This window comes from Bradyrhizobium sp. T-1 (genome assembly GCF_053592855.1).
Genome location: NZ_CM132115.1, coordinates 6,561,219 through 6,587,756, shown reverse-complemented (window position 1 = coordinate 6,587,756; position 26,538 = coordinate 6,561,219). Strand labels below are relative to the sequence as shown.

General features: G+C 58.0%; 17 protein-coding genes. 10 read left to right on the top strand and 7 right to left on the bottom strand.

What is annotated here, in order from left to right; all coding sequences use genetic code 11:
* Positions 1-257: 257 nt before the first annotated feature.
* Positions 258-1,514 carry a site-specific integrase gene (locus ACWAT4_RS31575; RefSeq protein ID WP_449728945.1) on the bottom strand — a complete coding sequence of 419 codons (1,257 nt, stop codon included), beginning with the start codon at positions 1,512-1,514 and terminating at the stop codon, positions 258-260.
* A gap of 978 nt (positions 1,515-2,492) precedes the next feature.
* Positions 2,493-3,554 carry a hypothetical protein gene (locus ACWAT4_RS31570; RefSeq protein WP_449728944.1) on the bottom strand — a complete coding sequence of 354 codons (1,062 nt, stop codon included), beginning with the start codon at positions 3,552-3,554 and terminating at the stop codon, positions 2,493-2,495.
* 106 nt (positions 3,555-3,660) lie between these two features.
* Here ACWAT4_RS31570 and ACWAT4_RS31565 point away from each other — a divergent pair, with 106 nt between their 5' ends.
* From ACWAT4_RS31565 to ACWAT4_RS31550, 4 genes are all read left to right on the top strand, one after another.
* Entirely contained in the window at positions 3,661-4,182 is a 522-nt protein-coding gene (locus ACWAT4_RS31565; protein WP_449728943.1) for a hypothetical protein, read from the top strand.
* A 170-nt stretch (positions 4,183-4,352) separates the two neighbouring features.
* Positions 4,353-4,868 carry a hypothetical protein gene (locus tag ACWAT4_RS31560; RefSeq protein ID WP_449728942.1) on the top strand — a complete coding sequence of 172 codons (516 nt, stop codon included), beginning with the start codon at positions 4,353-4,355 and terminating at the stop codon, positions 4,866-4,868.
* An 8-nt stretch (positions 4,869-4,876) separates the two neighbouring features.
* Positions 4,877-6,688: an ATP-dependent nuclease gene (locus ACWAT4_RS31555; RefSeq protein ID WP_449728941.1), complete on the top strand. Its 1,812-nt coding sequence runs from the start codon at positions 4,877-4,879 to the stop codon at positions 6,686-6,688.
* Between the two features lie 50 nt (positions 6,689-6,738).
* Positions 6,739-7,956, top strand: a complete 1,218-nt coding sequence (locus ACWAT4_RS31550) for an ATP-dependent helicase (protein WP_449728940.1) — start codon at positions 6,739-6,741, stop codon at positions 7,954-7,956.
* A gap of 84 nt (positions 7,957-8,040) precedes the next feature.
* Here ACWAT4_RS31550 and ACWAT4_RS31545 read toward each other — a convergent pair whose 3' ends face one another.
* Positions 8,041-9,162 carry a hypothetical protein gene (locus tag ACWAT4_RS31545; RefSeq protein ID WP_449728939.1) on the bottom strand — a complete coding sequence of 374 codons (1,122 nt, stop codon included), beginning with the start codon at positions 9,160-9,162 and terminating at the stop codon, positions 8,041-8,043.
* Positions 9,163-11,164: 2,002 nt separating this feature from the next.
* Here ACWAT4_RS31545 and ACWAT4_RS31540 point away from each other — a divergent pair.
* The 3 genes from ACWAT4_RS31540 to ACWAT4_RS31530 all read left to right on the top strand — a co-directional run bounded on the left by ACWAT4_RS31540 (position 11,165) and on the right by ACWAT4_RS31530 (position 13,798).
* Entirely contained in the window at positions 11,165-12,070 is a 906-nt protein-coding gene (locus ACWAT4_RS31540; RefSeq protein WP_449728938.1) for a DUF2971 domain-containing protein, read from the top strand.
* Positions 12,071-12,146: 76 nt separating this feature from the next.
* Complete coding sequence (locus ACWAT4_RS31535; RefSeq protein ID WP_449728937.1) at positions 12,147-13,052, top strand: restriction endonuclease; 906 nt, start codon at positions 12,147-12,149, stop codon at positions 13,050-13,052.
* A 77-nt stretch (positions 13,053-13,129) separates the two neighbouring features.
* Entirely contained in the window at positions 13,130-13,798 is a 669-nt protein-coding gene (locus tag ACWAT4_RS31530) for a hypothetical protein (protein ID WP_449728936.1), read from the top strand.
* Positions 13,799-13,844: 46 nt separating this feature from the next.
* Here ACWAT4_RS31530 and ACWAT4_RS31525 read toward each other — a convergent pair whose 3' ends face one another.
* Positions 13,845-17,768, bottom strand: coding sequence for a hypothetical protein (locus ACWAT4_RS31525; RefSeq protein ID WP_449728935.1), 3,924 nt, complete (start codon positions 17,766-17,768; stop codon positions 13,845-13,847).
* Positions 17,769-17,886: 118 nt separating this feature from the next.
* Between ACWAT4_RS31525 and ACWAT4_RS31520 the strand changes: the two genes are divergently transcribed.
* Together ACWAT4_RS31520 and ACWAT4_RS31515 are read left to right on the top strand one after the other, a co-directional pair.
* Positions 17,887-18,060: a hypothetical protein gene (locus ACWAT4_RS31520; RefSeq protein ID WP_449728934.1), complete on the top strand. Its 174-nt coding sequence runs from the start codon at positions 17,887-17,889 to the stop codon at positions 18,058-18,060.
* Between the two features lie 91 nt (positions 18,061-18,151).
* The gene (locus tag ACWAT4_RS31515; protein WP_449728933.1) at positions 18,152-23,287 is read left to right on the top strand and encodes a hypothetical protein; all 5,136 of its coding nucleotides are present in this window, start codon (positions 18,152-18,154) and stop codon (positions 23,285-23,287) included.
* A 45-nt stretch (positions 23,288-23,332) separates the two neighbouring features.
* Here ACWAT4_RS31515 and ACWAT4_RS31510 read toward each other — a convergent pair whose 3' ends face one another.
* The 3 genes from ACWAT4_RS31510 to ACWAT4_RS31500 are packed head-to-tail and all read right to left on the bottom strand — an operon-like array spanning position 23,333 to position 24,789.
* Positions 23,333-24,043, bottom strand: a complete 711-nt coding sequence (locus ACWAT4_RS31510) for a hypothetical protein (protein WP_449728932.1) — start codon at positions 24,041-24,043, stop codon at positions 23,333-23,335.
* Positions 24,040-24,516, bottom strand: coding sequence for a YgiT-type zinc finger protein (locus ACWAT4_RS31505; protein ID WP_449728931.1), 477 nt, complete (start codon positions 24,514-24,516; stop codon positions 24,040-24,042). The genes ACWAT4_RS31510 and ACWAT4_RS31505 overlap by 4 nt, the downstream gene beginning before the upstream one ends.
* A gap of 12 nt (positions 24,517-24,528) precedes the next feature.
* Positions 24,529-24,789 (bottom strand): hypothetical protein, encoded by a 261-nt coding sequence (locus tag ACWAT4_RS31500; RefSeq protein WP_449728930.1) that lies wholly within the window; start codon positions 24,787-24,789, stop codon positions 24,529-24,531.
* 156 nt (positions 24,790-24,945) lie between these two features.
* On the opposite strand from ACWAT4_RS31500, the gene ACWAT4_RS31495 reads away from it, so the two are divergent.
* Positions 24,946-26,493: a hypothetical protein gene (locus tag ACWAT4_RS31495; protein WP_449728929.1), complete on the top strand. Its 1,548-nt coding sequence runs from the start codon at positions 24,946-24,948 to the stop codon at positions 26,491-26,493.
* Positions 26,494-26,538 lie beyond the last annotated feature (45 nt).

The following is a 26,538-nucleotide window of genomic DNA, read 5'->3' as shown; positions in this document are numbered from 1 at the left end:
ATTTGAGGCACATCAGCCATGCCCGTCGCCCTTGAGGCGTACGCCAAGGACGTCGAAGAGCAGGCAGGGCAGATCCGCGACGATCTTGAACCGCTCGAAGCGGGAAAAATGCTTATCGGGGAGCGCGAGGGAAACGGCCCCTGGGCGCGATGTCACCCCAGGACATGATCAAGCACCACAAGTCCTCCCTCCGGACTTACGAGCTGATTTTGGCCGACCTCAAGGCGCGAATAGCTCGCGGCGAATAAGCGTCCCGCTCAGCGCCTTCCCCCAAACGCTTCCGCCGCCTCTTCCTGGAAGTCCGGGTGGTGATGGCCATAATTGGCCTCCAATTGCTCAACCGTCATTCCGAGCCAGCCGGCGGCTTCCCACATGTCCACGCCTGCCTGCATCAGCCAAGTTGCGGCGGTATGGCGTAGTGAATGCCGGACCACGTCATCACCGAGCCCCGCATCCTCCAGAATGCCTTCCCAAGCTGATCTTATCTTGCCGGCAAGGGGCTGGCCGTCGTGTATGCGGTTCACGACGAACCGGATTTGCTCACCTTCCCTCATGACCCCAGTGGCGCGGAGTTCTGCCGACCGAACATGGTCAATCCTGCGCCAACGAACCAGGTGGGGGCGCAGACGGCTGGCGATCTTTGCCGGCGGCCGCCGCTTCTTGGTTGAACGCTCCAGCGCCCCTTTCCCCTGGTAGACCATCGCTTCCAGGTTCATCCACGGATGGGTCGTTGTTGGCAGCCACTGGGTGCGCCGGATCGTTTCTTCGCGACGAGCGCTATAGATGCCAACCAGGCAGAAGCGCGCCGCAGGATAGCGACGACGAATGATCCATCGTTCCCTGCGCACGAGTGTGCCATCTTCCCTGCGCTTCCATGTCGACTGCTCGGTGTCCCATACGTAACCGATTGCTGCACCAAGCAGGCGCGCCGCCTCAGTGCGCGTCAGCCAGCGGTGTCGTCCGTCCGCCTTCGGAGGAAGAGTGATCTTCGGAATGACGCTGAGCGTGTGCTCGGCGTGGTAGGCATTCACCGCAGCTCGCAAATCTTCAAGCCGGCGTCGTGCGGTTTGATCAGAGACAGTCCCGCAGCGCGGCTCAATGCCGGCTTTCCTATTATTGTCGTTCGTGCTGCCGGTAGACCAGTCGACAAAGTCACGACAGAGCTGGGCTTTAAGCTCGCTGACGGTTTTGTCGCCAAAGAAATTGTTGAGATCGAGCAGGCGAATGAGCAGCAGGTCGTGCTGCGCCCACGCGCGTTCGTCGCTCTTATCCTTGGGTCGCTTTGATATCTCATAGGCTGTGAGAACGTCGGCTATTGCGAGGACGCTAGGGTCGGTCGCTCCGATCGTGCTGGTATGCCGCCCGCCGATGTAGGTTTCGAGCGCCTTCGCAGCTCCGTCAATGTTGTCGCGGCTGCAGCCTGTGCGGATTTGCCGGCCGCGGTCGAGGATGATCCAGGTTTCATCGTCCTCTCTAAACCAGAGTCGTGGCGGCTTGGCTTTGCGGCCCGGCATGACGGCTTCACTAACTTGCGGATTGCGCGAGGTGTCGTCAAATCTTTGCCTGCCACTTTGGCGATTTCAAGAGTCCCTGCGGTCGCCGCCCTGCGCAACGAGGATAATGTCAACGGACCGTGCGGAAAAAATACTGCAGCAGCCTCGACAAGGGTCATCACTTCGTCCTCTCCCCATTGGGTCGGATCGGGCCGTGCTTTTGCGCGGGCGAGCTTGTCGATCTTACGTTTCGGCATGTCTTGGACGCCGTACTCATGAATTCTCGAGGCCTTTGGCTCGGCCGTTAGGTCCAAGGTGTAGGCGAAATCTGCCCCTCGCGAAGGACTGCCCCTAAGCTGGTGCGGCAATCGGCGGTTCCGGAGTACAAATCGGACTGCCTCCGGACTCTTAATCAGCGGGTCCCAGGTTCGAGCCCTGGTGCGCCCACCAAAAGAAAATCCTTATTTCCCAGTACCTTCGCGGGATTGTCGCCGAGAACAAAATGGGTCTCGTGCGACGTTGTTTGTGTGGGCGGACACGGCCAGGTTTCTGTTTGGCTTTTCCCTTGTTTCTATATCTTCCCCATTCGATACAGCGCGTGGATCCGATGGGACAGGTCGATTACGTGTTCGTAGTAGAATAGGATATTAGAGCGGGCAAAACGGACAATCTGTTCTGCCCGTCGCAGCAAGATACCGCTTGCGGCAGAACCAAAACCAGATTGTTCGGGTCGAGGGTTCGAGTCGCTTGCCCGCTACCAAGGGCAAACGAGTTTTGTGCGCCAAACTACGATCTTCTACGATGTTGTACTCCTGACGGTAGCGGTTCGAGCCCGCTCGCACGGATTGTCTCAACTGGCGGCGAACCTCCTGGAAGTCAGGTAGATGTCACAGGGGCGTTGCGGGACAGCTCGCTTGAAGAGGGGGTTGGCCGAGACCGACGGGCTCGGACGCAGGGGAAGGCTTTCCCCCTCTGCGTGTCGACGCAGGTCTGGCCCTTTCAGCTTTCGCGTGGGCCATAGAAGTTCGCCGAAAAATAGTCGATCAGTTCGGCAGCCTGGGTGCCTTGTCTGAAACGCCGCTGTTCATCGAAGTCGACGGAGGGGACCATATGGATGAATTGGTGGTGGGCGTAGAGTGACAATACCGCTTCGGGATCGAGCCCACCGGACCGTAGGCCCGCTATATTGTTTGCGGCTTCTATCGCGCCGCCAATCATGACGTCGGCCAGCTGCACAGCTGGACTCGTCTTGGAATCAACCTGTGTGACTTTTGCGAGCTTAAGCGGAAAGTTGAGCGATGTAATCTCGGTTTGGCGAAACTCGATTTCCTGGTCGTGATCGATGAAACGCTGCAGCAGGTCATGGTAGGTGAGCAGATTTTTCGATTGGTCGTGCTCGACGCGATAGGGCCCTTCTGCCATCACTTCCATTCGGCTGATGAGCGACTGCAACACCACGAGGGCAGCGTCGGTGTTCACGCCGGGCGTCGCGATTGCCGAGGAGCATTCGGGCGCGGCGTACTGGGCAAGTGGTCCAAGGCCTTCGGGGAATTCGCGCCAGCGCGTCGCGCGAGCAGCGGCAACAAGTGCCTCAAAAGCCTCCGGCGTTTTGTCCTTGACGGCGTGTTGGAACGCCGTGAGCATGTTGTCGAAGGCCGACTGTCCGAGAAACGTAGGGCCGGCCATCGTGAGCAACGACGCCATCGAGAAATTCTGCCCATTCTCGTAGAAGTCGATGCCCCGCTCGTAGTAGAAGGGCTCCACAGCGTAGTCCACGAACATGAGCACCAACAGATAGCGCTTGTCGCAGACATACGTCACGCATTTGTAGTGGGTGAGAAGGTCGCGTTGCAGCGAAAGTAGGCGCTCGTGATTGGCGGGGCGACGCGATAGCGAACGATACTTAAGCTCCGGCGCCTGGAGTCGGGGGAAATGTTCTTTGATGAGGCAAGCGGCATCTTCGTCGCTGATGGCAATCGCTGAAGCGCCCTGGAAACGCTGGTCGGTGTTCAGGAGGTCGAACCCCGTATATCCGCTTTCGTCGATGCGAAAGCACTCCATGTTTACGGTTCCCGCCAATGTGGAGGCGCGCTGCGGCGTTTCAGTGCTGGTGCAACTGGTTTTCGATGCTCACAAGCCCCGATTTTATTTAGATGTTTCATGATAAGTGAGCGTTATCAGGGATGATTTGCAAGCAATACTTTCAGTATTCGCTACCGCAGTGCGGGCGCTGCTCCAGGATAAGGATCTTGCTTACGCCGATCCAGCTGAGCGCGCGCTTGTCGCTCGAATTCGGGATCTCCTGCACGGTCAGTATGCTGGTTGGTCGATCGATCTCGAATGGAATCGCCGGGAGGATGTCGTCAAGCGCCTTCGATACGGTCTCAGCGAGGATGAATTGATCGGCAAGGACGCCATCGTGCCCGATCTGATCGTGCATCGGGTTGGAAGGAGAGAGAACTTGCTGGTCGTCGAGGTCAAGAAGTCGACGAACAAGGACTATGAGGGTGACATCTGGAAGCTCAAGGGCATGACGGAGCAAGCTGGAGCCTATGGCTATTTGGTCGGCCTTCACCTGGTGATCGATGTCAAGGCAGGGGTTGCCCCTCGGTGTGACGTCTACGTCGACGCGGAGCTTGATAATGAGCTCACAGAATTGATGCACCAGCAACTGGGGTTAGCAGCTTGACAGCGGACCCGGCTGAGATCGTCAAGCTGGTCGGACGGTTCACCGGCCCTGACCTGACCCAAACGCTGTCGCGTATCGAAGGTGCGGTTCGCGGTGTCACGGCGGCCGACTGCGCGAGTTTTCTCGACGATGCAGGGGCGGGCCGCGACGTCCTTGCGGCCGCCGCGGCGATGAAGCGGCTCGCCGGCCAAATCCATGTCACGATTCACGCTCTCGGTATTCTCTTGTGCCTGCCGCACATTCTCCAGCCAGGTGAGCGGGTCGAATATGTGTCGCTCGGCGCCGGCAACACCGGGCGCGACTTCGATCTTGAGACCAACGTTCGGGTTGCCGAGTTCAAGTTCATCCGATGGCGCGGCGGTTCGGAAACGATCCGTCAGAATTCGGTCTTCAAGGATTATCTTCTACTCGCAGAGCATCCAACTACAAAGCGCAAGCACCTTTATCTGCTTGGGACGGAGCATGCGATCGGGTTTTTACGAGGCGGCCGCGCAATTTCGAGCGTGCTGAGCAGGAATGGCAAGCTGCAGAAAATGTTCGCGAACCGCCTCGGAGAAAGGTTTCGAACGGTTGGCGACTACTACAAGGCTTACTCCAGCGCGGTGCAGATCGATGATGTCTCGCCATGGCTTTCTGAGCTTGCGGAAGAGTTGATCGCAGAGGTGGATACTGACCCAAACGACTAGGGGGCGTCGTGCAGATCGCGAAATTAGAGATTGAGAATTTCCGCGGTATCCGGAAAGGCGTGGTGCGCTTTTCGCCGCACGCCGTGCTCGTGGGGTCGAACAACTGCGGGAAAACGACTGTTATTGAGGCTCTGGCGCTCTTGTTCGGTCGAGACAGGATGATCCGCCAGCTCACGGAGCATGACTTCTTCGGCAGCAACCCACAACCTGCCGATCGTATTCGCCTGGTGGCCACAGTTATTGGCTTCGAGGACGACGATCCGGCGCAGCACATGGACTGGTTTCGCGACGACCGTGGAATTGTCAAGTGGTGGAGCCCGGTCGACGGCGCAGTGATGCCCACTCGAGCAGATCCAGCCTGGAAACTCGCCTGCCAAGTTGCCTTCGTGGCCCGGTTTCACCGGCCGTCCCTCGAAGTCGAGACGCTTCGGTACTTTCACGATGACGATGCGGTCGGCGACGTGTTTTCGGACGAGAGCGCTACCGCTTTCCCTGCGCGGCTTATTCGCGAAATTGGTTTCTTCCTTGTGCCGGCAGCAAGAACCTGGGATCGGACGGTGTCCTTCGGCTCGGAGCTTTTCCGCAGGGTGATCGCCGCCGGCGACGGCCAACCTTCCGAGTCCGTTCTCAGCGAGCGCGATAGGTTGCGGGCGCCGCATGCGAGCCTCGAGCAGGATGAGCGCCTCGCGCCGATCGTTGATCGTTTAAATCAGGAACTACGCGGCTTTTTTCGGACCAAACCAACTCTTCATCTGAGAGTAACGGCAACAGACAGCGACGGGCTCCTGGAGTCCGTCGTATCGCATTACGCCCACGAAGGGAATCTTCCCTTGCCGGCAAGGCGGCACGGAAGCGGCCTGCTGTCGCTCCAGCATCTCCTGCTGCTTCTGCAGTTTGGGCGCATGCGTGCCGAGGCGCATGAAGGATTCTGGATGGCGCTTGAGGAGCCAGAGCTTCACGTGCCGCCGCCGTTGCAGCGCCGTCTTGTCCACCGCATCCAGGCGTTGTCGCGACAGACGTTCGTTTCGACGCACTCGCCGATGGTGGCCGCGCTTGCGGACCCGAAGGGAGTAGCGGTCTTGCGCAATGACAATGGGATGCTCACCTCTGTCCCCTTGCTGACGTCGACATTGCCGGCCGCGACGCCGAACAGCGTGCGCAAGTTGTTCCAGGTCAATCGCGTCGAGACAATCGCTGCCGTCATGCACGAGTGCGTTTTGGTCCCGGAAGGTCGGACCGACTACGAGTGGCTGGGGTTGCTCGTGCGCGCGGTCGATCTTCATCAGACTTGGGCTACGGCGGATGAATGCCGGTTTGACTCCTTCGTCGGTGTTATCCCGACGCATGATGGATCAGTAGTCAAGACGGTCGAGGCGCTTGCGGCGCTGCATCCTCGAGTGATTGCGATGGTGGATGGTGATGCGGAGGGTGTCGGTTACGCCGCCGATCTCTTCGCTGCTGGTACTCCGAACTCTGGTGTCATCCTTCGGTGGTCCAACGGACAGATGCTGGAGGATATCGTAGGCTGGATCGTTGAGGCAGACGCGAATCCTTGTCTCGCGGCGATGCATCTTGATCATCCGCCGGCAACTGTTGCTGAGTTGGTCGCGCGCCTGAAGAGCGAGAACAGGGCCGCGCAGGGACTTAAGAAGGATACATCCTCGTACGAGATCATCGCGGGCGCGATCGGCGCCAACGAAGCGTGCTGCACGCGAGTTCGATCGCTGCTCAATGCTATCACCGATGTCGTAAAGGGCGATGATAGCCCGCTTTTCGCTGCCGATGCAGCCAGTCCGAGCGTCAAAGTGTTTCAGCCGTGACAGTACGGGCAGTGGAGGGCGCCGCGGGGTGCGGGAAAACGTATCGGCTCATGGAAATGCTCGCCGAGTCCCTTGCCGCGCATCCCTTAGTCGAGGGGCAACGTGTCCTCGCTTTGACTTTCATGCATGGAGCGCGGCGCCGGTTGACCGATCGGCTTCGCACCGTGCCGGGGCTCGCGAGTCGGGTTGAATGCTGCACGATTGATGGCTTTGCATGGAGGGTTTATCGGCGCTGGCGTGGCTTGGCAGGCGCACTCGGAATTCCTACAAGAGGTCAGGGGGAGTTCGATGCGGTTTGTGACGCTGCTGGGATGCTCCTTGAGCAGCCCCAGGTGCGCAGTTGGACCGCGACGAGCTTTCCAGTCGTCTTGGTCGACGAAGGACAGGATCTCAGGCCTCAACGGCTGCGCATGCTGGTCGCGCTATCGGCGGCAACGCACACGCTCATCGCAGCTGACGAGTTTCAATGCCTGGATCAGACGTTGCGGCCCAACCCGTTGGTTGCCTGGCTACAAGTTGCGGCCGAACCGGAAACGCTGGCTCAAATGCGTCGTACCAATGTCGCCAGCCTCCTGGCTGCGGGGGCGGCCATCCGCAATGGGCAACCGCCGGTGGACGGGCAGGGATTTCGGATCAAACCCCCGGGTGTCAGTGTTCCGCTGGCCGCAACGATGCTGGCAAACGCTATACGCTGGCGCCCTGGCGGGGGCGACGTTGCGGTAATTACACCCGCTCTCCAGGGAGGATATGCGCAATCAGTCGTGGCTCGCGTTGGTCAGGGGCCCTGCGGGAAACAGCACAGCGGCCCGTATTCGATCCATTGGGAGGGCACCGATCGCGACGAAACGCAGGCTATAACCTCAGCCCTTGATCTCGCTGCGGCGGCTTCGGGAACCGCGACGCTCGCGGCTTTGCGTCAGTTGCCGTCATCGGGCGCTGTGCGTGCAGCCATCGCGTGGGTCGGCAACCAAATACATGCTTTAGGACGGGTAGAATTCGCTCGCGTGGAGATCGAGACCGCGATCGCGCGGAGCGTGGCTTTACGCCGGCAGCATGGTGGTAACACCGCGCACCTCTTCACAGCCCTGACTGTACAGCAGGCCAAGAACCGCGAGTTTGACGGTGTTGTGGTCTTGTGGCCTTACCAGGTGGGTGGCGATGCGGAACATAAGCGGCGGCTGCTCTACAATGCCGTCACGCGAGCGAGGCGCTGGTGCCACATCATCGTGCAGGGTCAAGATATTCTAGCAGCGCCTCCGTTCGCCTAGTGCCGCGGTCGACTATCGTTGGAGAGATAGGGTCTCTGCATAAAGAGCCTACGCGGGAAGGAGAGAGCTTTCGCGGGCTATGGCCTAATGCTTCAATTTCTCCCTCCATAGCTTTCCGAGAAAGCCTGCGATCCGTGTTAGAATTGATGGTGAGATCGGGCGCTTGACAATGTCGGTCTCTTGAAATGTCCCGTTCCGCAGCAGGGACACCTCTTTGCATTCAAAGAGGCCGGTCGGGAATGGCTTGCGCGCCCAGTAGTTGTGAACGAGAAGTGGCTGGCCGTCATTTCGGACATAAAGGACCGCGCTGGTTGTTCTGTTTTTCTCGGGTGTCCAGCCACCATCCTTGTCGAAAATCAACTTTCCCTTTTCGGGATGTCCCTTGGGGAAAACGAACTTCAGATTCCCGTAGAGCGCACTCTTGATGATCGTTTCATCCGGGACGTCTAGCCCGTCGTGGAAGATCGTCAGGAGGCACGGCACATCCTTGTATTTCGTACCGATCTTGAACTGATCGTTCGCGTCGCTCAGCACTTCGCGAATTCGTTGGGGATTCTTCAGCCGCTTTGCCGGTAAAGCTGACGCGGCCGAGATCAGAGAGAATCGATCCGAATGCCTCCAAACGACGATGGCTACGAGAAATGTCTCATTCGGGTGCAGGAATGCACCAGCTAAGGCGGTGCGCTCCGTTTCGGATGAGAAGTGTTGCGTCACCTGCTGTTCGAACGGATTGGCGTAGATGCCATCTGGACTTCCGTAGGTCCCCGTTCGCGATACGCAGCTGTGAAATTCGGCAGTGCCGTGGTTTTTTGTTGCGACAGAAAATCGAACAAACTGCTTTCGATTGGGATTCCGTGGGACGAGCGCGACGATTACATCCGGGGCGTTGCCGTCCTCAAACCGCTTCAATCCGCGCTTCAGAAGTTGCACGACGTTTTTGGCGTCGCGCTGGGAAAAATCGTGATGGATGTAGGCAATGCCCTGTCCGGTTTGCTCGATGTTGGCGGTGCGGTTTCTAAGATCGTGAAACGCCCTGCTGAGCTTCTCGGAATCATCAGGCCTTTCCAGAGTCTTCACCTCGCACCAGAAAGGCGGTTTTCCCTTGCAATAAAAGTCGGGCTTTTGTCCCTCCTTGATCCACGTGGGTTCTCGTTCGAAAGAAATGCCTGCCTTGGTGAGAAGTTGTTCTGCTCTTGCGTTGCTCAAGAACTATCCCCCTGCGCCCTTCACGGCGGGAAGCGATATTGTAATCATCGACCTCGAGCATAGCAGCTAGTCGACCTCTCGATCACCGCGCGACAGCGTACCGTTGCGCGCCGTCGATATTTGGTTCACCCAGCCCGCGCGAGTATGTAACTTCACTGCGTCTGGGTGCGGGTGCCGATACACGTTGCGCTTTCCATAGGAGAGCAAAAGTGTGCTCGCCTCCCGCACAGGAATCGGTATTGCTGCCCGGCCCGAAGCAAACCTAGCGCCGTGGTGGGTGGCGACAAGATGGTTCAGTGACCCAATGCTGGGATGGGCGAGAAAGCTGTAATCAACGTCCCCAGTGAGGAGAGCCGAGTGGCCGCTCGCGAGCGTCACCCGAACTGTCAGCCCCGCGTCATTGAGGCTTGCCCGAGGTCCGCTGGCGTGAGCGACTTCGCCGTTCGGAAAAGCCGTCAAGGTTCCGGTCGGGTGGACCAACAGCCTGCCTTTTGCTGCCAGAATGCGCGCGAGCCGTGCAGCGCCTGGGCCAAGTTTCTGATCTGGTACAATCCAAACACAGTCCATCAGGTGCGGGCGGACGAATGCGGCATGAAGGTGGTCCCAGTCCCAATGCGACAGAACTACGGGCGGTTTCTCTGTTTTATCGAGGTCGAAATCGTTAGGAGAGGTATGTCCATTGAATGAATTGGAAAGCCAACATCATAGTGGAGCACCGCTTTACCGTCCTTGTCGCACAAGGATGAAAAGCTTGCCTGGCCCACGTCCCTAACGCGCAGGGTTGTGACCCCTGTCACAGAGCCGAGAACGCTTGCGATGGTTTGTTTGGCATTTGGGGACGAGGGAAGCGCGCAAGCTGTAATGACGACGATAGGGACGGTAGCCTGCTTGGTGACCGCCGCGCCAACGCTTCGCGGTATAGGGCCAGTGGGGCCTCCGTCCCGATCCGATCCGAGATAGGTAATGTTAGTCGTGACGCCGCGGGAATGGGCAGGAAAGCCATTCGGTTGAAGTTGCGCGTGCCAGGTCGGTATCGATGGAGCCGATCCTGTCTTGTCAATGTCTAACGCGAACCAATTGCCTGGAAGGCCCGGAGCGCCGGCAACCTTCTCGAAGCGATGGGGCGTAGTTACGATGCGAATGATCGCGAAGGGCTTCGTTACGCCTTCGTTGAAGGCGCCCTCAATCGCTCCATCGACACCATCGGCGTAATCCGCGTCGACGCAGTCAAATTCGAACGATCCCCGCGCGGCAGAACCGGTGCTGAGCATGTCGACACGAGAAAGCCTAGCGTAAAGACGTCGTGTCGGAAATTCGGGCGGTGGCTCAGTAAAGAGGAAAAAGAAGATCGCCTCCTTAGCCGCCCGCGGCGGTCATAGGTGAATTTCTATTATTGCTGCGAGAATACGACCTGGGTCGGGACTCGTAGCGCATCTTACAGTTGATCTAGCAGAACCGTACAGCCCCGGAAAGGCCGCCAGATGCGCAGATGAGGAAGCTTCATGGTCGACGGTATCTGGCTCCGAAGCCTTGTAAGGTGTGACCCTTTATCGATACAACCAAAGAATAGTCCCGTCTGGAGCGCGCGGCCTCCATAGCGCCTCCAAATTCAAAAGGTCATGGCGCCCCGCATCGCGTCCTTCCTCATGTACAGTCATCCTCGTCGAACTCGGCGTAGACAAGGGAGCAGACGAGAACGAGCGCAAAAAGGGGAGCAGAGGGCGCGTGCGGCATACGGTTAGCTTGGGGTGTAATTTAGTAAACCTCGAGCGCGCGTCTGCGCGCATGATCCTTGGGCACGGCGATCGTTACCCGAAGGGCCGAGACGCCGAGGGCGGCTCGGTGAGCGAAGCGAATAAAGCCCGTTTCCGGCGAAGCCGGATGCCCCGTGAAATTCAGGCGATCGGATCGATCAATTTGCGGCTGTGACACTCTTCCAGAACCACCGGAAGGATGGCAGATTTCCCGGATTGAATTATCGCATTAGCCCCGCGGGTGACCGATGTCGTTGCCGCCGCTCTATAAGTATCTCAACGTTCAAGGCGCCAAGCTGACGCTGGGCAATAAGTGCTTCAAGTTCGCCAAGCCGTCTGAGTACGACGATCTTGAAGATATGACGACGCAGAGCCTGTTCCCGGACAAGCTGGAGAAAGCGCTGGCAACCATGCCGGACGGTTTCGTCGATGCCATCATGGCGAACCTCTACGCGCCTCCGACTTGCGCTCCGAAGCAGCGGCCGGCGGTGGTGACAATGCAAATGACGTTTCGAGCCAAGCCAGAACTCGCTCCGATTGTTGCTGCGGGGCTGAAGAAAGATCCAGAGAAGGCCGGGCTTGGCGTTGAGGCTTGGAAGACGCGGTCTGAAGCATTCGTGAAAGAGACGAATGCGTTCATGCAGAACTATCGCGTGTTCTGCGTGACGACCGACAAGGCCTCGGAACGCATGTGGAAGGAGTATGCCCAAGATCATCAAGGCATCGCCTTGCGGATCACGCCGAGCGTTGAGAAAGATTCGAAGTACCTGAAGTTCGCACCGGTGATCTATCAGGAAAAGCGGCCTCCGATCTTCGCAAAGGTGGCCGACTTCGCTGCGGAGTCACTGTTCGGCAATCAGACCGAAAGGGCGCGCACGGTGCTGGAAGGGATCATTTACGCCAAAACCAACGCGTACAAGTTCGAGAATGAATATAGGCTCGCGATCCCGCTCGGCGAAGGCGAGGAGGACTACCGCACCCAGCCTTTCCATCCCGAGGAGATCACCGAGCTTTATCTCGGCGCCGCGATGACGGATGCCGACAAGCAGGAGATTGTCGCTACCGCCAAGGCGCTCAATCCGGACATCGCAATCTTTCAGGCAAAGCAGGACCCGGAAGGGCGGATCGGCTTCGACGGGGTCTGCAGGGGCTAGCACCAACCCCCGACAGATCGGCTGAAACACCTTTGCCAGAGTGGTGCACAGGTTATGATGTCCCTGAGAGGTATCAATGACACAGCGTTCAAAGTACGACGAAATGCACGATCGTTATCACGCGATCCTGAGCACGAAAGCTGGTACGCGATACGAAATGCTGGCCGCCATGGTGTTCAAAAGCCTCGAAGACAAAAACACGGTCATTCACGATCTGAAGCTCACGGGGGATTCGGATGTCCCCCACCAGATCGACGTTTCGATTGAGAAGAATGGGAGCACATGGCGCGTCATTATCGAGTGCAAGGATTTTGACGTATCAGGCGATAAGGTCGGCCTCGATGTTGTCCGAAACTTCCGATCTGTCGTGGAGGACACCAACGCGAACGAAGCGATCATCATCACCTGTACGGGCTACACCCGCGACGCCCAGAAATACGCCAAAGCGAAAAACATCAAGCTCGCCATATTGCGGCAGGCCGAAGCCAGTGACACGGACGGATTCATTCAGAAGATCGTCGTCAACCTCTTTATCCAGACGGCAAAGAACCACAGCATGACGATGAATATGAACCAGACGAGCAAGGATCTCTTCTCAGCGGAATGCGCGCGCGCTGGTATCATCGGCGGAATTCATGTTGCGCACCCGGTATTTCTTATCCGTGGAAGTGAACGTCATCAATTTACGTCGTTCATGTCTGACGCGGTCAACGCCAGCCCCGCCAAGCGACTGCCTTCGGGTCGCTTCGAGGTGATAACGCTCTCCGATGGCTGGCAACTCCAAGTCAGGGATGGCCCGCTCATCCCGTTCGACTTCGTCACGACAACTTACGAAATGGACGTGCAGAAGACCGAAATAAGCGTCACTTCGGAGCGCATCGTTGAGATGATCCTGAGTGGGCTGGGGGACGACGATATCCTGATCTTTGACGATCAATTGCAACGACGCAAGATCGATGCGGACACGGGGGAAATACTCTGAAGAAGGCGCCTATCCGGGCGATCCTTAGAAAGCTGTTATTGATCGCGGGGATTTCGCGTTGCTGATAGTGTGAGGTGATGGACCACGGGAAGATAAAGGCTGAACTGGACGTCCTGCGCGAGTTCATGGATTTCGTGAACCGGCAGGTCGGCGTCTATTGCGATTGCCTGTCCGGATTTGAGGGAAACAAGGTACGAATCGAACGACAGATGCCGCGGGTACAACGGCCGAGCAGTCGCCGCATTGTCGACGGACAGCCTGTCATCACCTGGGTAAGCGTCGAGGATCCCAGCAGCCCCGACGTGCTTCATCATCGCATCATCCGGGCGGATGAATTCGTCAATGTCAATTCCGAGGCCGGCTTCAACGAGCAGCAGGTCTGCTGGGCGATTGTGGTCTTCATCTTTGCGACGTGGGATGAAGAGACGCGGCCTCGCATCGCGGAGATCCGGGGTATTGCCTCCAATGAACTGAAGCTCGATGAGATGGGCGACCTGCGTACTCTACGCAAGGCGATCATCCATAATGGCGGCGTCGTTACTGCCCAAGAACACGCCAAGCTCAAGGTCATGACCGATCTGGTTCAGCCGGGAAAGCCGTTGACATTCAACCATAACCAGATGCACACGCTCTTTGTGCACGTGAAGCGCTCGATCGGACGGCTTATTCTCGAACACACCGGCCATCTGCCCGGAGCGCCCGACGCGGACTCCATCGTCGGCATTGCTATCTCAAACCACCGGTGACGCGGTCTGCGTTTCAGCGTTCCGCGTGTGCCAATATCCAGCATCGTTAAGCATCATCAGGCAGATCGTTCATATCACGTTCAAGCAGTGCCATGCGGACCACGAGGATAGCGGTTTGCACTTCCGTCGGGCTGGTCGGTTGTTGTCCATCTGCAAGACCAGTCAGGAGTTGCCGTGCGATATCGACGGCCGGCTTTGCATCGGCCGGCTTATCCTTGGCGGAAAACTTAGAGTTCAACTCAGCAAGAAGCCCTACGCTCAGCGCACTGGTATCGGAAGACTCGTTCGAAACCATCGATCGAAACCGTTCAAACGCCCTCTCCGACGTTTGAGCGGCACGCTGGACATAGCCGCTTTCCGCCTCATGGAGCTCCCTTCCGGCCAATAGCTCCATGGTTGCGTAGGCGGACAACATATTGCCGAACACATCTTCGAATGCCTGTAGCGCAGCACCCTTGAAACAGGCAACGTCGAGCTTTCCGCACCATCGTGATTCGAATTCCAAAGTGGGCAGCGCGCCGATGGATGATATCACCTGCACCGCGCAAGAAATGATCGCTATGTTCTTTATTAGCGGCGCAAGCATTAGAGAATTCAAGCCTAGGCTCTCCGCCTGAAGGCTGGCTACGCGCGGCGCGAGCCACTCCAGAAACCCGAGATAGGACTTGCATTCGACCAATATAACGACGTCGCAATCCGGCCACGCGTGCTTGGTCGTCGACGAGGCATCGACCGTGGTATGCACAGACATATTCTCGGTGGACATCACCCGGTTAAGCCGATCCCTAATCTCTGAAAACTTGCGCATACGTTGCGCCTGTGTCCTCTCGAAGGCTTTGATAAGTCCCGTACCCTTCGCCCACATTTGATGAGAGGGCATCGTTACCAAAGACGACGGAATGCCGCCCTGTTTGCTCATGGCACTGAACACGACGCGAAGCTTCTCCGCGGTGGCTTCAATCCGAGCGAGAGCGTCGTCCGGTGCGCCGTCAACGTAAGACCAACGACTATCTTCGCGGCTTTTATTCACGACCTTTGCGAGGGATTCCATGTCGGACGCAACGAGATGACTATCGATGGCCGCGTCATACATGCGCCGGCACGCCGATGCGATATCGCGGACAAGCTCGCTCGTGGGATCGGATAGCTCCGGATTAAGATTCAAACTAAGGGCAATTTCGGGCTTGTCGACCGGAAGACGCGGGAAAATGTCCTGGAGCGCATCAAGGGCCCTTAGCTCGTTCTCCTTGCGAGATGTAAGTTGCTTTCCTCGGCATCTTTGATCAGCATGAAAAGCCAATTGATCGGCAGCAATAACCACACAGTCTTTGAGACGCTGCATGACATCCGTTGTCGAGCCAGCCTCGTATCGTAGTGCTGCGGCATAGAGGAGTAGGCGGTTCCATGTAATAGTTGCTTGGCTCGAACTGTTTCGGCGAGGAAAGCTCTTCACGCCGTTCGAGAAACCGTTGATTGTGACTGGAAGCCCCGTGATCTGTACGGGACGCGATGTAATGCGCTTGGCGTCTGGACACAGCGCCAATATGCGGGAGGCGTATTCGAACACGACGGAGTCTGGCTTTTGAGCTAATTCACCGTCGACGGCGAGAAGATCGGCCTCCAGCTCCAGAACACCATCCTGGGCCTCACGCAATAAGGGCCGGATCGCCCACGGCGTGGTTCGCCACAGCCTGTCAACTAACGCTTCACTGCCGCCAAGGTCGGCGACCATCAATTGCACAAGGTCTATCGAGAGATCTTCGGCAATCATAAGCGCCGCAGCGGCCTCAGAAAGATCGACGTTCTCCAGCGTTTCCGATAGGACGCGGAGTGGGGCGAGCTTGCTACCGAGTTCCAGGCCCGCCAGAGAGCGCAACAACGCAAATGTCAAATCATAGGAATCGATACGGGCAAGGATGCCTTGAAATAGGGTATCATCGACTGCCGAAAGAAGATCGTTGCGGAAATCCTTACCTCGATTGGCTTGGAACTCGTCTCGCACCTCGGCGAGTTTTCGCAGCACGCCCCCTTCATACTTCTCATCAGTCATCGTCATCACGATGGTGATCAGGAAATAAAAGCGAGCGCCGATCCCATGCTTGTCGGTAATTCTCTTGAATATGTCGGCATCTCGATCGAGCGCGCACAGCTTAAGTCCCTCAAGGGCGCCGATAAGAACAGGCGGCTCACGATTGGCCTGCAACCTTGTTACGGCAGCCGAGACGATTTCAGCCTCCGTGAGCTGGCCCAACCGCATGGCCGCGGCCGTCAGGATGCGAAGCCCTCCCGCACTAACCACGGACAGCGCTTCCCGGCGCGCGTCGGCGACACTTCCCGGTACCAGGGCAAGGCACGATTCAAGGATGCATTGGGATCGAAGCTCATGCAAGCCAAGGATATCGTTCTCGCCGGTACGGCGAATGAGATGTTCGTCAATCAAGCGCTGCAGGGCGCGCGCACATTCGGCCGGTGTGAGCTTTAGATGATCCGCAATCAGCTTTGTGCTGACACTGGCTCCAAGTGAAGCTGCGGCGCTCGTGAGCCGCAACACCTCGAACTCGCTATCACGCTTCTCATTGAGCCGTTGCCGCACTTGATCGGAAACCACTTCATGCAGCCGCCGGCCTTGGGTCAGGATATGCGCAAATTCGAGCAACAAACCCTGCGATTGCTCAAGCGGCTCCCGCCATGACAGCCAGCTTGTCGCGTTCTCCTCCTTGAGCTGGCGCCACATCTTCTCGGCGAACGCGTCGTCGAGTTCCGGGCGGATTTTGGTGAAATGTTCGATGCCCGGCAGGACGGCAAGATTTTCCTCGCGGGCAGTGACCACGACGAACACGTGCGGCATGTCCAAACTGATATCGACCGCAGATTTCCACGGCGGAGCGCTACTCCCGCCCGCATCGTCCAGAAAAAGAACGATCGGGCTGAATACGCTCGGCGCTTGCGCCATCAGGCTCCGCCGCAAGCTTTCATGAATGTGCGCTGTCGATCCACGGAGTTGTATCCATCGAAATGCATGGCGTGTCTCGAATGCAGCCATCAAAGCGACGGCGCTTTTCCCGGTGCCGGACGGCCCCGTGATCAGTACGCGCCGACTGCTGAAGATGGAATCTATGACCTCGTCGACAACGGCGTTACGAGGGAATGTAAGACCCGCGGCAACGTGGCCTGCTTGGGTTGATACGCCGAGATAGTAAGCAGACTCAGGCGTGGGGGTTCCGAAATCAATGTGTTGAGCGACGCCGCTACGAAACGCGGGCTCGATAGCGTTCCAGTCGATGAGCGACAAGACACTGTCGATTTCTTTCTCGACCTCGCCGACCGTCACCCCGGCGCGCTTCTCAAACGTCGTGGTCGACGATGCGTTGATGTCGGCTTTATTTCCCATCAGGGCGATGAGGCTGTGCACGCAGCTTCTAGCCGCAGCCAGCGGCACGTCCTTCTTTTCGGCAATGGCGCGTGCGGCCAGGTCTACAGGCGAGATCCACGTAATGAATGTGCTGTGGGATAAAATATGGATCACCTTGGCTGTATCGGCCAAGTTCGCGGCGATTAGTGGCTGAATCCCTGCGGACAGCACTGGGGCACCCGCAATTCGGCAACTCCAATCCTCGAAGGATTGGCCGCCGAATCTCCTGTCGATCAGGACGGCCCTGGTTGCCTTGCCGGGCTCGGCCTCGAAAAACGTGGGTGGCGGCTTCGCCAGAACGTCAGCGATGTCGGCGGTTGAGAATTGTCGATCTTCGCTCGCCTTTGATTTGGTCTGGACATAGAGTTCGCCGTCGCTGGACTCGATTACGAAATCATCGAAGCCTTCGGGCACCACCGCGTTGCCCTGAATGCGTCCGGCCCAGCATAGGACCGCCGCAGCGGCTGCGGCGGCATCCTGAAAACGGAAGCCGCGGCCAGCGCGGGCGCCGGAGCGGCTACGCTTCCACAGCTCTTCGGCATCGGCGATCCCGGTCATTGAATTCCAGAAAGAGCAATATCCGCCACGGGAGGAATCGTGGGTAGCCCTGCTGCCAAACTAGCCTGCATGCGATGAACAAAGCAAGAACAATGCTAAGGTTGTCCAAGGCGCATTGTTGAGCGGTACAGTTGCGCGCAAACTAAGCGAATCATTTTTCAAGCTCATTGCTCGTGACCAGAAAGCCGGTACCAAAAGCAGCCAAGGCCTCGAAGAAGCGGCCTGTGAAGCAAGCCAAAAAGCGATCGTCGCGACCGAGCACGACGCGGTCGACGGCTGGGCCGGGCTTTGACTTTGAGGATAGAGTCGCGGGTTGGCTGCTTCTGAAAGCCCTTACGGGAGAGCAACTGCCTGCTGTCGAGGGTACCGCTGAGCGGCTCCAGATGCAGGTCGAGGCGCTGCTTTGGACGATCGACGACATCTTGCTGACCACGCGAGTATCGCAGGACGATCAGCGGCAACTTGCAATCTCATGCAAAGGTAACGAGCAGGTTACAGCGTCGGCTTTGCCGGCTGATTTCGTCGGACGCTGCTGGGCGCAATGGGGCAAACCCGATCCAAATCCGATGCGACGGGGCAAGGATCGTTTGGTGCTGGTGACGCGGCAGCAAAACAACGCCTTTATGGCGACGTGGAGCGACCTCAAGAATGCGGCTGAAGGGGCGGATGATGCGTTGGCGGTCGGAAGGATGCGCGCAACGGGAAAGCATCGGGCAGTTTTCGACAGCGTAAAGAAGCCGGCCATAGATGCGGGCATGACAGTGAGCGATAGCGATGTTATCGCGATGACTCGCACGATTGACGTCGTTCCCCTGGACTTTCACATCGCTCTTTCAAAGGACGAGGCAAGCGCTGTTCGCCAGGCACGCACACTGCTCGTCAGCGGGAGTTTAACTGAGGGCAAGAAGCTCTGGGATGCGCTGGTCGCACTGGCCACAAAAACGCGGCTAGGCGGTGGAACGCTGAATTTGTCCGAGGTTTGGCGACAGCTTCGTGTCGCCTTCGCCCTCAAGGATCACCCCGAGCACAGCGGTTCTTGGGCGCGGCTCCGTGCATTGACGGTGGACTATCACACGATGGTCGAGACATCACTGCCATCGGGGATAGCGATTGACCGTGGAGACGAGATCAATGAGGCCGTCGCCACAATGGGGACCGGAGCCGAATGCGTTGTGTTCGGAGAGTCGGGTGTTGGCAAATCGGCTCTCGTCAAGGCGATGCTCAATGAGCGTTTCCCGGATGCCGAGCAGGTATGGTTTGGTCCTGATACGCTCCAAACCGCTTTGAGCGAAGCAACGCGAGCAGGTATGGGGCTCACACACCCGCTTGTGGAGATACTTCATGCGACCGCGTGCGCCGAAAATTTTCTCGTGATCGATGCCGCCGAGCACATCAGTGAAACTGGCGCACGCAAGGCCAAGGCCCTGATCGCGGCATTAGTGGGCAAGAATGCCCCGGACGCCAAAGCGACGTGGCGGGTGCTCATTGTCGGCCAAACCGAGGCATGGATTGGTGGCACAATCCAGGCATTGGCGACCGGCGCGACGCCGAAGAACCATGAAGTGAAAGCGCTGCCTGATGCCACAGTAAGGCGGGTTTTGCGTTCTGTGAAAGAGCTACAATGGCTCGCGACACACGACGACGCGGTTCTAGCGCTTGCCAACCTTCGCACGTTGGCTTGGGTAGTGCAGGCCGCCGCAAGCTTCAAGGATGGCGGTGGCACGCTTTCGCTTACGGCCATTGCGGATCGGCTGTGGGCTCACTGGACCGGCAAGAAGCCAAGCGTTCACCGGCTTCTGATCCAGCTTGCCATGCGCGAGGCAGCGTTCGAGCACAGCTTTGCCATTAGCACGCTCGAGAGCGGCAACGTGGCGGTGCTCGATACCTTGCCAGATGCCTGTCCGTTACGTCGACACGATGCGAGTGGGCGCATTCAATTTAAGCACGATCTCGCGGCAGATTGGGCGCGGTTTCAGCGGCTCAAGGAAATTGCTGGCGACGCGGCGCAATGGACCCCTTTTGCGGGCAATCCTTTTTGGCACGGCGCTCTGCGCATGTTGGGTCAGCTCCTTCTGCGCCAGCCAGTAGGATCGCGCGCAGCATGGGATGTGGCCTTCGAGGAAGCCGAGAAGAACCGCGAAGCCGTGCCGCTGGCCGACGACGTGCTGCTCGATGCGCTCTTCCTTGATCCAAATGCGGAAGCGTTCCTGGACGAGCGCGCAGATATGCTCCTAGCAAATGGGGGCGGACGCTTGTTACGTCTCGTGAACCGCTTCGAGCATATCGCAACGGTTCCCGGCGTCAGCGCTGAGATGCTGAATCAGTTTCGTGATCTTAGCCTCTACCTTGAGGCGCGGATGCGAAGGCCGATCCCAGGACGATGGCCTGCTATGGCACGGTTCTTGACGAAGCACCAAAGCCGCATAGCCAAAATGACCTCGCCTGCCGTTGCACGGTTGTGCGAGCGCTGGCTAACTAACATGCCGACCATGTTCGCCAATGGCGTGCCAATTCCCTATCGTAAAGAATTCGCGGCGATCGCTTTGGCTAGTGCGCGTGAGTCGCAGCTTATTCATGCCAAAGGCATCCCCGTTTTAGGAGACGGCGAACAACAGATCTATCAAGCGACCTTTGCCGGCGCTCCCGATCTGCCAGCCGAGGTATCGGAATGGGTGCTTGAAATGGCGCGGCGACGGCCTATTCGCCCCGATATTCGTGAACAAGTGCGTTTGTACCGCCTTGAGCAGGCCCAAGCCCATAAGGAACGGCTTGCTAGCGACCCGGAATATCGTAAGCGGCACGAGCGGCGCGAAAGTATTCCGCTGTCCATCGGTTCCTATAGGGAGAAGCTTCCGCCGTGGCCGCTCGGAGCACAGGGACGTGTTGAAGGGCGGTTTCGTGAAGCGGTCTTGAAATCGGTCGGCTTCCAAGCGCTCATGCGCACCGTACCTGCTGTCGCCGGTGAGGTGCTGCTGGCCTGTATCGTTGAAGATGAACCAGCCCGCGAATACGGAAGCCGCGGGGATACGGACCGCGAACTTGGGGTCGAGTTCGACAATGAGAGCTATCCGACCGCACCTTGGAAAAGCCCTTTCTACGCTTTCTTGCAGATCAATCCCGATGCCGCTCTCGGTTTTCTTTGCCAGTTGACCGATTTCTGTACCCAGCGGTGGGTGCAGGCAGCGACGCGACCTGATGGGACAACGCCTCGTGCCATCACGCTCCGTTTGAATGACGGCAGCGAGCATTCTTATTTTGGCAACTATTGGGTCTTTGCTTGGTCCGCCGAGGATTCAAACTTCATCGGGCAGCTCCACAGTGCACTGGCTGCTTTGGAGCGTTGGCTTTGCGACCTTGTCGATGCGGGGCAAGACATCACAGCCCGCCTCGAATCGATTCTTCGTGCAACATCGTCGGTGGCGGTTCTCGGCGTCCTGGTAAGTGTAGGCAAGCACCAGCCCGAGCTTTTCAAGGGACCGTTGCGTCCGTTGCTGGGTCTGCAAAAGATGTACGAATGGGACCTTCATCGCGCCAAAATGAACGCCGGCTTCAACGCCATGGCATGGGTACGAAGCGGCGAACTCGTTTTCGAGATGGCAAAGGCGTTGGCTTTGGCGCCGTACCGGCAGAAGAAGTTGCGGGCCGTGGTGTCGGAGATGATCGTCTCTGATCAAGGCCTGGCCGAGTTCGTCCTCGCGGCGACCGGCCAATGGGTGCCGCCAGAACCGGAACCGGAGAAGGAATCTCTGGAATTCAGGATATTGGTCGCCGAGCTTGACCAACGGAACTACACGGTTGAACCCAACCCTGCGACCGGCAAGCCCGACGTACAGTTCTCGTATCCCAAGGACGTCGCGGCCGCGATTGCGTCATTTGGGCAGGCTAACGCGCGAGCCAACCAGGCGATCCAGTTTCCGGAACGATGCCGTAGGGTGCTCACAAGCGCCCATCAACTGACAGCTCAAGAGGCTAGCGCCGTGGCGACGCTTATGTCGGCGCTCAATGGCGCTGAGGAGATCGATCTTCCGGAAGATATGAAGCGGGCTCCATTAGTCGCGTCTGCGGTTGTGCTTCTGCTGCGCGCGAAATCTTGGTTGGCCGAACACGCTGATCTTGCGCAAGAAGCCCAATCCGTCGTCGATGCAGCATTGACCGAAGTGGCTGACGATCGCGACGGACGCGGTCCGCATTTCCTTACCGCACCGAGCCATCTCGAATTCGTGGCCTATTATGCCTTCGAGCATTGGATCGGGGAGTCATCGGCGGAGAACGACGTTCGGCTGTTACGCGTGCTGACCGGGGGCGATGACGTGGCTGTGCGCGCCATCGCATGGGCAGGATACGAGAAGCGCGATCTGCTCGGCGCGCGATGGTGGCAGCTTCTCTACGTTGCCTTGCTGTGGTCGGGACTTAAGATGCTTGCGCCTCGTTACGGCGATGACGAGCGCGCTGGCATCCGTTGGAAAAAGTGGAGGCGCCGGCTTCGGACGCAGCGCCTCTCCGGCGGGGATGCTTCCGCTTCGATCATCGATCCGCTGGCAGTGGCGCGCAGAGTCGAACGGCTCGAAGTAATACGGTGGCGACGACGCTATGCAAGCGATGGTCGGCATTTCGTGAAGGAGGAAGGACGGCGCCTTACCGGCAGTCTTGAAACGCACTTTCTCGGATTGATGTTTGGCTGGCTGTTCCGTGACCCGGCTGATCCCGTTATTCCTGCGCACGACTTGGCGGCGCACCGGCGTCTCGTTTCAGCACTATGGGCCCATCAAGCGTGGTGGCAACAAGGCAGCGGGGAGGATGAGAGAGACGACTATCAGCCGATGCAGCAATTTGGCTACGACATTGTTGATGAGCTGGCTCGATTGTCTCTTGAGAGTTCAGCAGAGGCTGCGCTCGGGCTGTGGCAGCCAGTCTTTGCGCTTGGGCCCAAGGGGCATTACGCGCTTGCCCGCTTTTTCACGATTTGGTTCTCGCAACTGACGGATACTACGGATGTTGCAGAATTCGCAAAGCGCTGGCGGCCGATGATTGAGGCCGTAGTTCTGAACGATGCCTGGGCCAAGCGCGGCCTGTGGTTCCATGCCCAGCAGATCGAGCGGCACGCGCTCGGTTTTGGTGCGACGGATAGTCTTGGCAAGCCGAAGAACGCCGCTGGCCTTCTGCTTGCAATACGTGACTGTTATGAGGGCTGGTCGAAGCGGCGCCTCGTCGGCGATGAAGATAATCTCGCCGGATTCTGCGGCTTCCTTGCCACGTCCGCTGGGCGCCAACTTCGTTTGGAAGGCCTGCGCTGGATTGCAGAGGCGATGAAGGCCCGCCCAGATGCCGGTAAATGGTATCGGGAGCGCACGTCAAACGCCTTCATGTCATTTCTTGATGTCTTGGTCTCGGAGCATGCTGCCGAGCTGGGGAAGGATGAGGCGGCGCGCCAAGCGTTGCTTGATCTCGTGGCCTACGCTGTGTCGCTCCAGCTCGATGCCGCCCAGACACTTCAGGAACGAATCCGCCGCCTTTTCTAGACTCGGAGTGGCCCGTTAGAGATTTTCTGGAAATGATCGCGACCGTCAGCCATGAGATGCCGTCGTTGATGTCTTGACGATATCGATTAGCTTTTCGAACGCCGTGGTCATGGCCGCCATCAGTGCCCCGTATATTGCCATGAGCCCTGCGCCTTCCTTGATCCCGAGCCGGTCTGTCACGAGCTTCAGCTTCGCCGCAGCTGACGTGGCGGGGGTGAGATGCGAATAGGCGACCCGGAGATCATACAGAACATAGAACGGTGAAAGCGTGGTCGCGATTACCTTGTCATCGGCAATCGACGTTAGTACGGCTTGCAATCGCTTCAGGCTTCCCAAATTCTTTGGGTCCACGCCTGCTTTTGTCATGATGGCGCCGAGCGCGCCGTTGTCGAAGGATTCGATGTAAATCTTGTTGAGTGTATCGGCGACATGCGTGCGCGCCTTCTCGGTGTCGATCACAGGACCGATAAAGCCGAGCGCAAGATCGTACACCTCGGTGTCGAGATGAGCGATTTTCATTCCGAACTTGTCGGCGCAAGCCTCCAGGAACGCAGAGCGCAAGGCAAAGAGATTGTTTTCGAGAGACGCCGGCGTATAGATGCAGTCGATCTGAGCCTCGTAGAATTCGCTTCCGATGGAATGGTCGGAAGGAACGTTCTCTGAACGAAGGTAATACTGTTCTGACTCCGGTAGCTTGGCGATGTCGCCAAGCCACATCACAAGCTTTCCATGCTTGTTGATGCCGAAGGCAATCATCGATCCTCGGTATCGATCGTGCCGTAGGTCGTCGAGGCGAATTTGACCTGATAGGCCGGGTCCGCATCGTATTTCAGCAAGGCTTTGCGATTGAAGAATACCGGCGTCAAAAATCCGACGTCGAACTGCCTATAAAGGCCGGGAATGTAAAAATAGTCGTCGGCGTCATACAGGAACGGTACCTTCGTAAAACCGAACTCCTTGACCAGCTTGCTTCGCTTGACTCGAACCGTGTTGCTGCCCTTCTCCGTGGCGATCCTATGATGTTCGATGATTGCAAAGCGCGAATCATCCGGCAGGTAGTCCTTCTGGCACGCATCGCAATGCAAGACAGGCAGGCCTTTGATGCTGATATCGACGCCGGAAACATCTTCGTGGAAGTCTGTGAAGGCCAGGTCGAGATGCCCATCACAAGCATCGCAATAGAGATCCTGAATATGCCCGGACTTCGGAAATACATCCCCTAAATGCATCGGCTCACCCCCCTAGAGAACACCAAGGACCGATCCTACGGCGCTGAGAACCGCAGCGATTCCCGTTAGCACCGCTGCACGGCTGTTCAATCGCGAGGACTCGTAAAACGCGACATGCCCGCTCATTACGTGCAGCTCGGGCACATCTGAAATCGAGGCCGCGGGGGTTTGGATTGGGATACGGCTTGCCTTCAACCAATAGAAGGCAGCGGCAACAGCGGTACCCAGGCCGGCAACCGCGAAGATGATGGCTAACCAATGGGTGATATTCATGTGGCACTCTCGGCTGGTCTTGCTTTGCTCATACGGTCACTACCATAATGCGTAATGATCAGCCACGGCACGTCGAAGTGCAACGTTGCCGTCGGCATTTTGAGGTTTCTATTCGCTTCGGTATTGTCGTAAGTCACGAACGTTGGCCCGCATCGCATGCGAAGAGAACTTTCAAAGCTGCCTAAGACGCGTGCCGAAGCCATCCGGCTAGGAGTCGACCGCTTCTTTACCGGCAAACCATGCCGCAGGGGGCATCTGGCACCCCGCTATGTCAGCAGCCCAAACTGTGCCGCCTGCCTTATCGAGCATGCGCGGAAAAACGGTGGCTGGAACGCACGGCCAGAAAAAAGCGTGTTCCTCAATTCGATGCGTAAGATCGTGGAAAAGCGCGGTGGGACGTTGCTGTCGAGAACCTACGTCTCCGCGAAAGCGAAGCTGCGGATTCGCTGTGAGCGCAGCCATACGTTTGCGGTCGCGCCTGACAATCTTCGACATGGGCGGTGGTGCCCGAAATGCAAATTCGAGGATCACGCGGAGCGACAGACGGCCAAATTCCTTTCGGTCGCGAGGTTGAACGAAATTGCGCGCGAACGGTTCGGCGGTTCTTGTCTTGCTAAAGTCCCGGCCTCCACGCAGACGCACGTGCCATGGAAATGCAAGTTCGCGGCTCACAAGCCTTTCCGTACAGCCATTTCCAAGGTGGTTCACCAGAACAACTGGTGCCCTGAGTGTGACGCGGTTCGCAGGAGGCTTCATCCGCCCAAGCCGGCCATACCGCGTGCGGTCGTGGAAGCACGCATTGCCGAGCGTGGCGGACATATTGTTCGCATCGTCGGTGGCGGAGACTGGCAAGGCCTTGGGACGCGGCTCCGCGTTGCGTGCGCCAATGCGCATGAATGGGAGGTCGACGCGAACAGCCTGATCCACTCAGGCAGTTGGTGCCCATACTGTGGCCCGAAAGGAGAGCGGATCGTTCGGGGAATATTCGAAGCAACGTTCGGCACGAAATTCCCGAAGGTGAAGCCAGCATGGCTCGCGGCGGAGACAGGTCGCAAGCTCGAACTGGATGGCTATTGCGAAAAGCTGTCTATCGCCTTCGAATATCAAGGGCCTCACCATCAGGCGCAGGCGAGCATCAAGGCGACCGATGCTCTAAAGCGCAAAGCCTGCCGTGTGCACGGAGTGACGCTGGTCGAAGTGATGGCCGTGAAGCGTCCGTTTCCGCCGCATAACCTGCTTGAAGGCGTAGCCGCTTCACTGAAAGCAGTTGGCGTAAATAAACGACTGCGTCTTCCAAAGGCGGATCTCTTCCAGGCTGAACTTGCCCAACTGAGAACCGTCGCGGCAGAGCGTGGCGGCTCTCTTGTGTCGCAGCAATACCTCGGTGGCGAGCGACATGAATGGAAGTGTGCGGTAGCAGACCATCCCCCTTGGTTTGCAGAGCCATGGCGAATTCGCCGCGGGGCATGGTGCCCTTCTTGTGCAGGCAACCGAAAGCTGGATATCCGCGAACTTCGTCGTTGGGGCGCAACGCACGGGCTTTGCCTGGTGGATAGGAAGTATGCAGGAGTACAAGCGGTGTATTCCTGGCGATGTATAAGCCACGGTCATCTGGTTCATCGAAGCAAGGGCAATATCACTGCCTCGCTACGGAAGGGCCGCTCGGCGTGTTCCAGATGCATACCGATGAAGGCCAAGCGTTGATCGTTGTCGCCGCTAGAGCGAAGCGGCGGCGGAGAGAGATGGCAC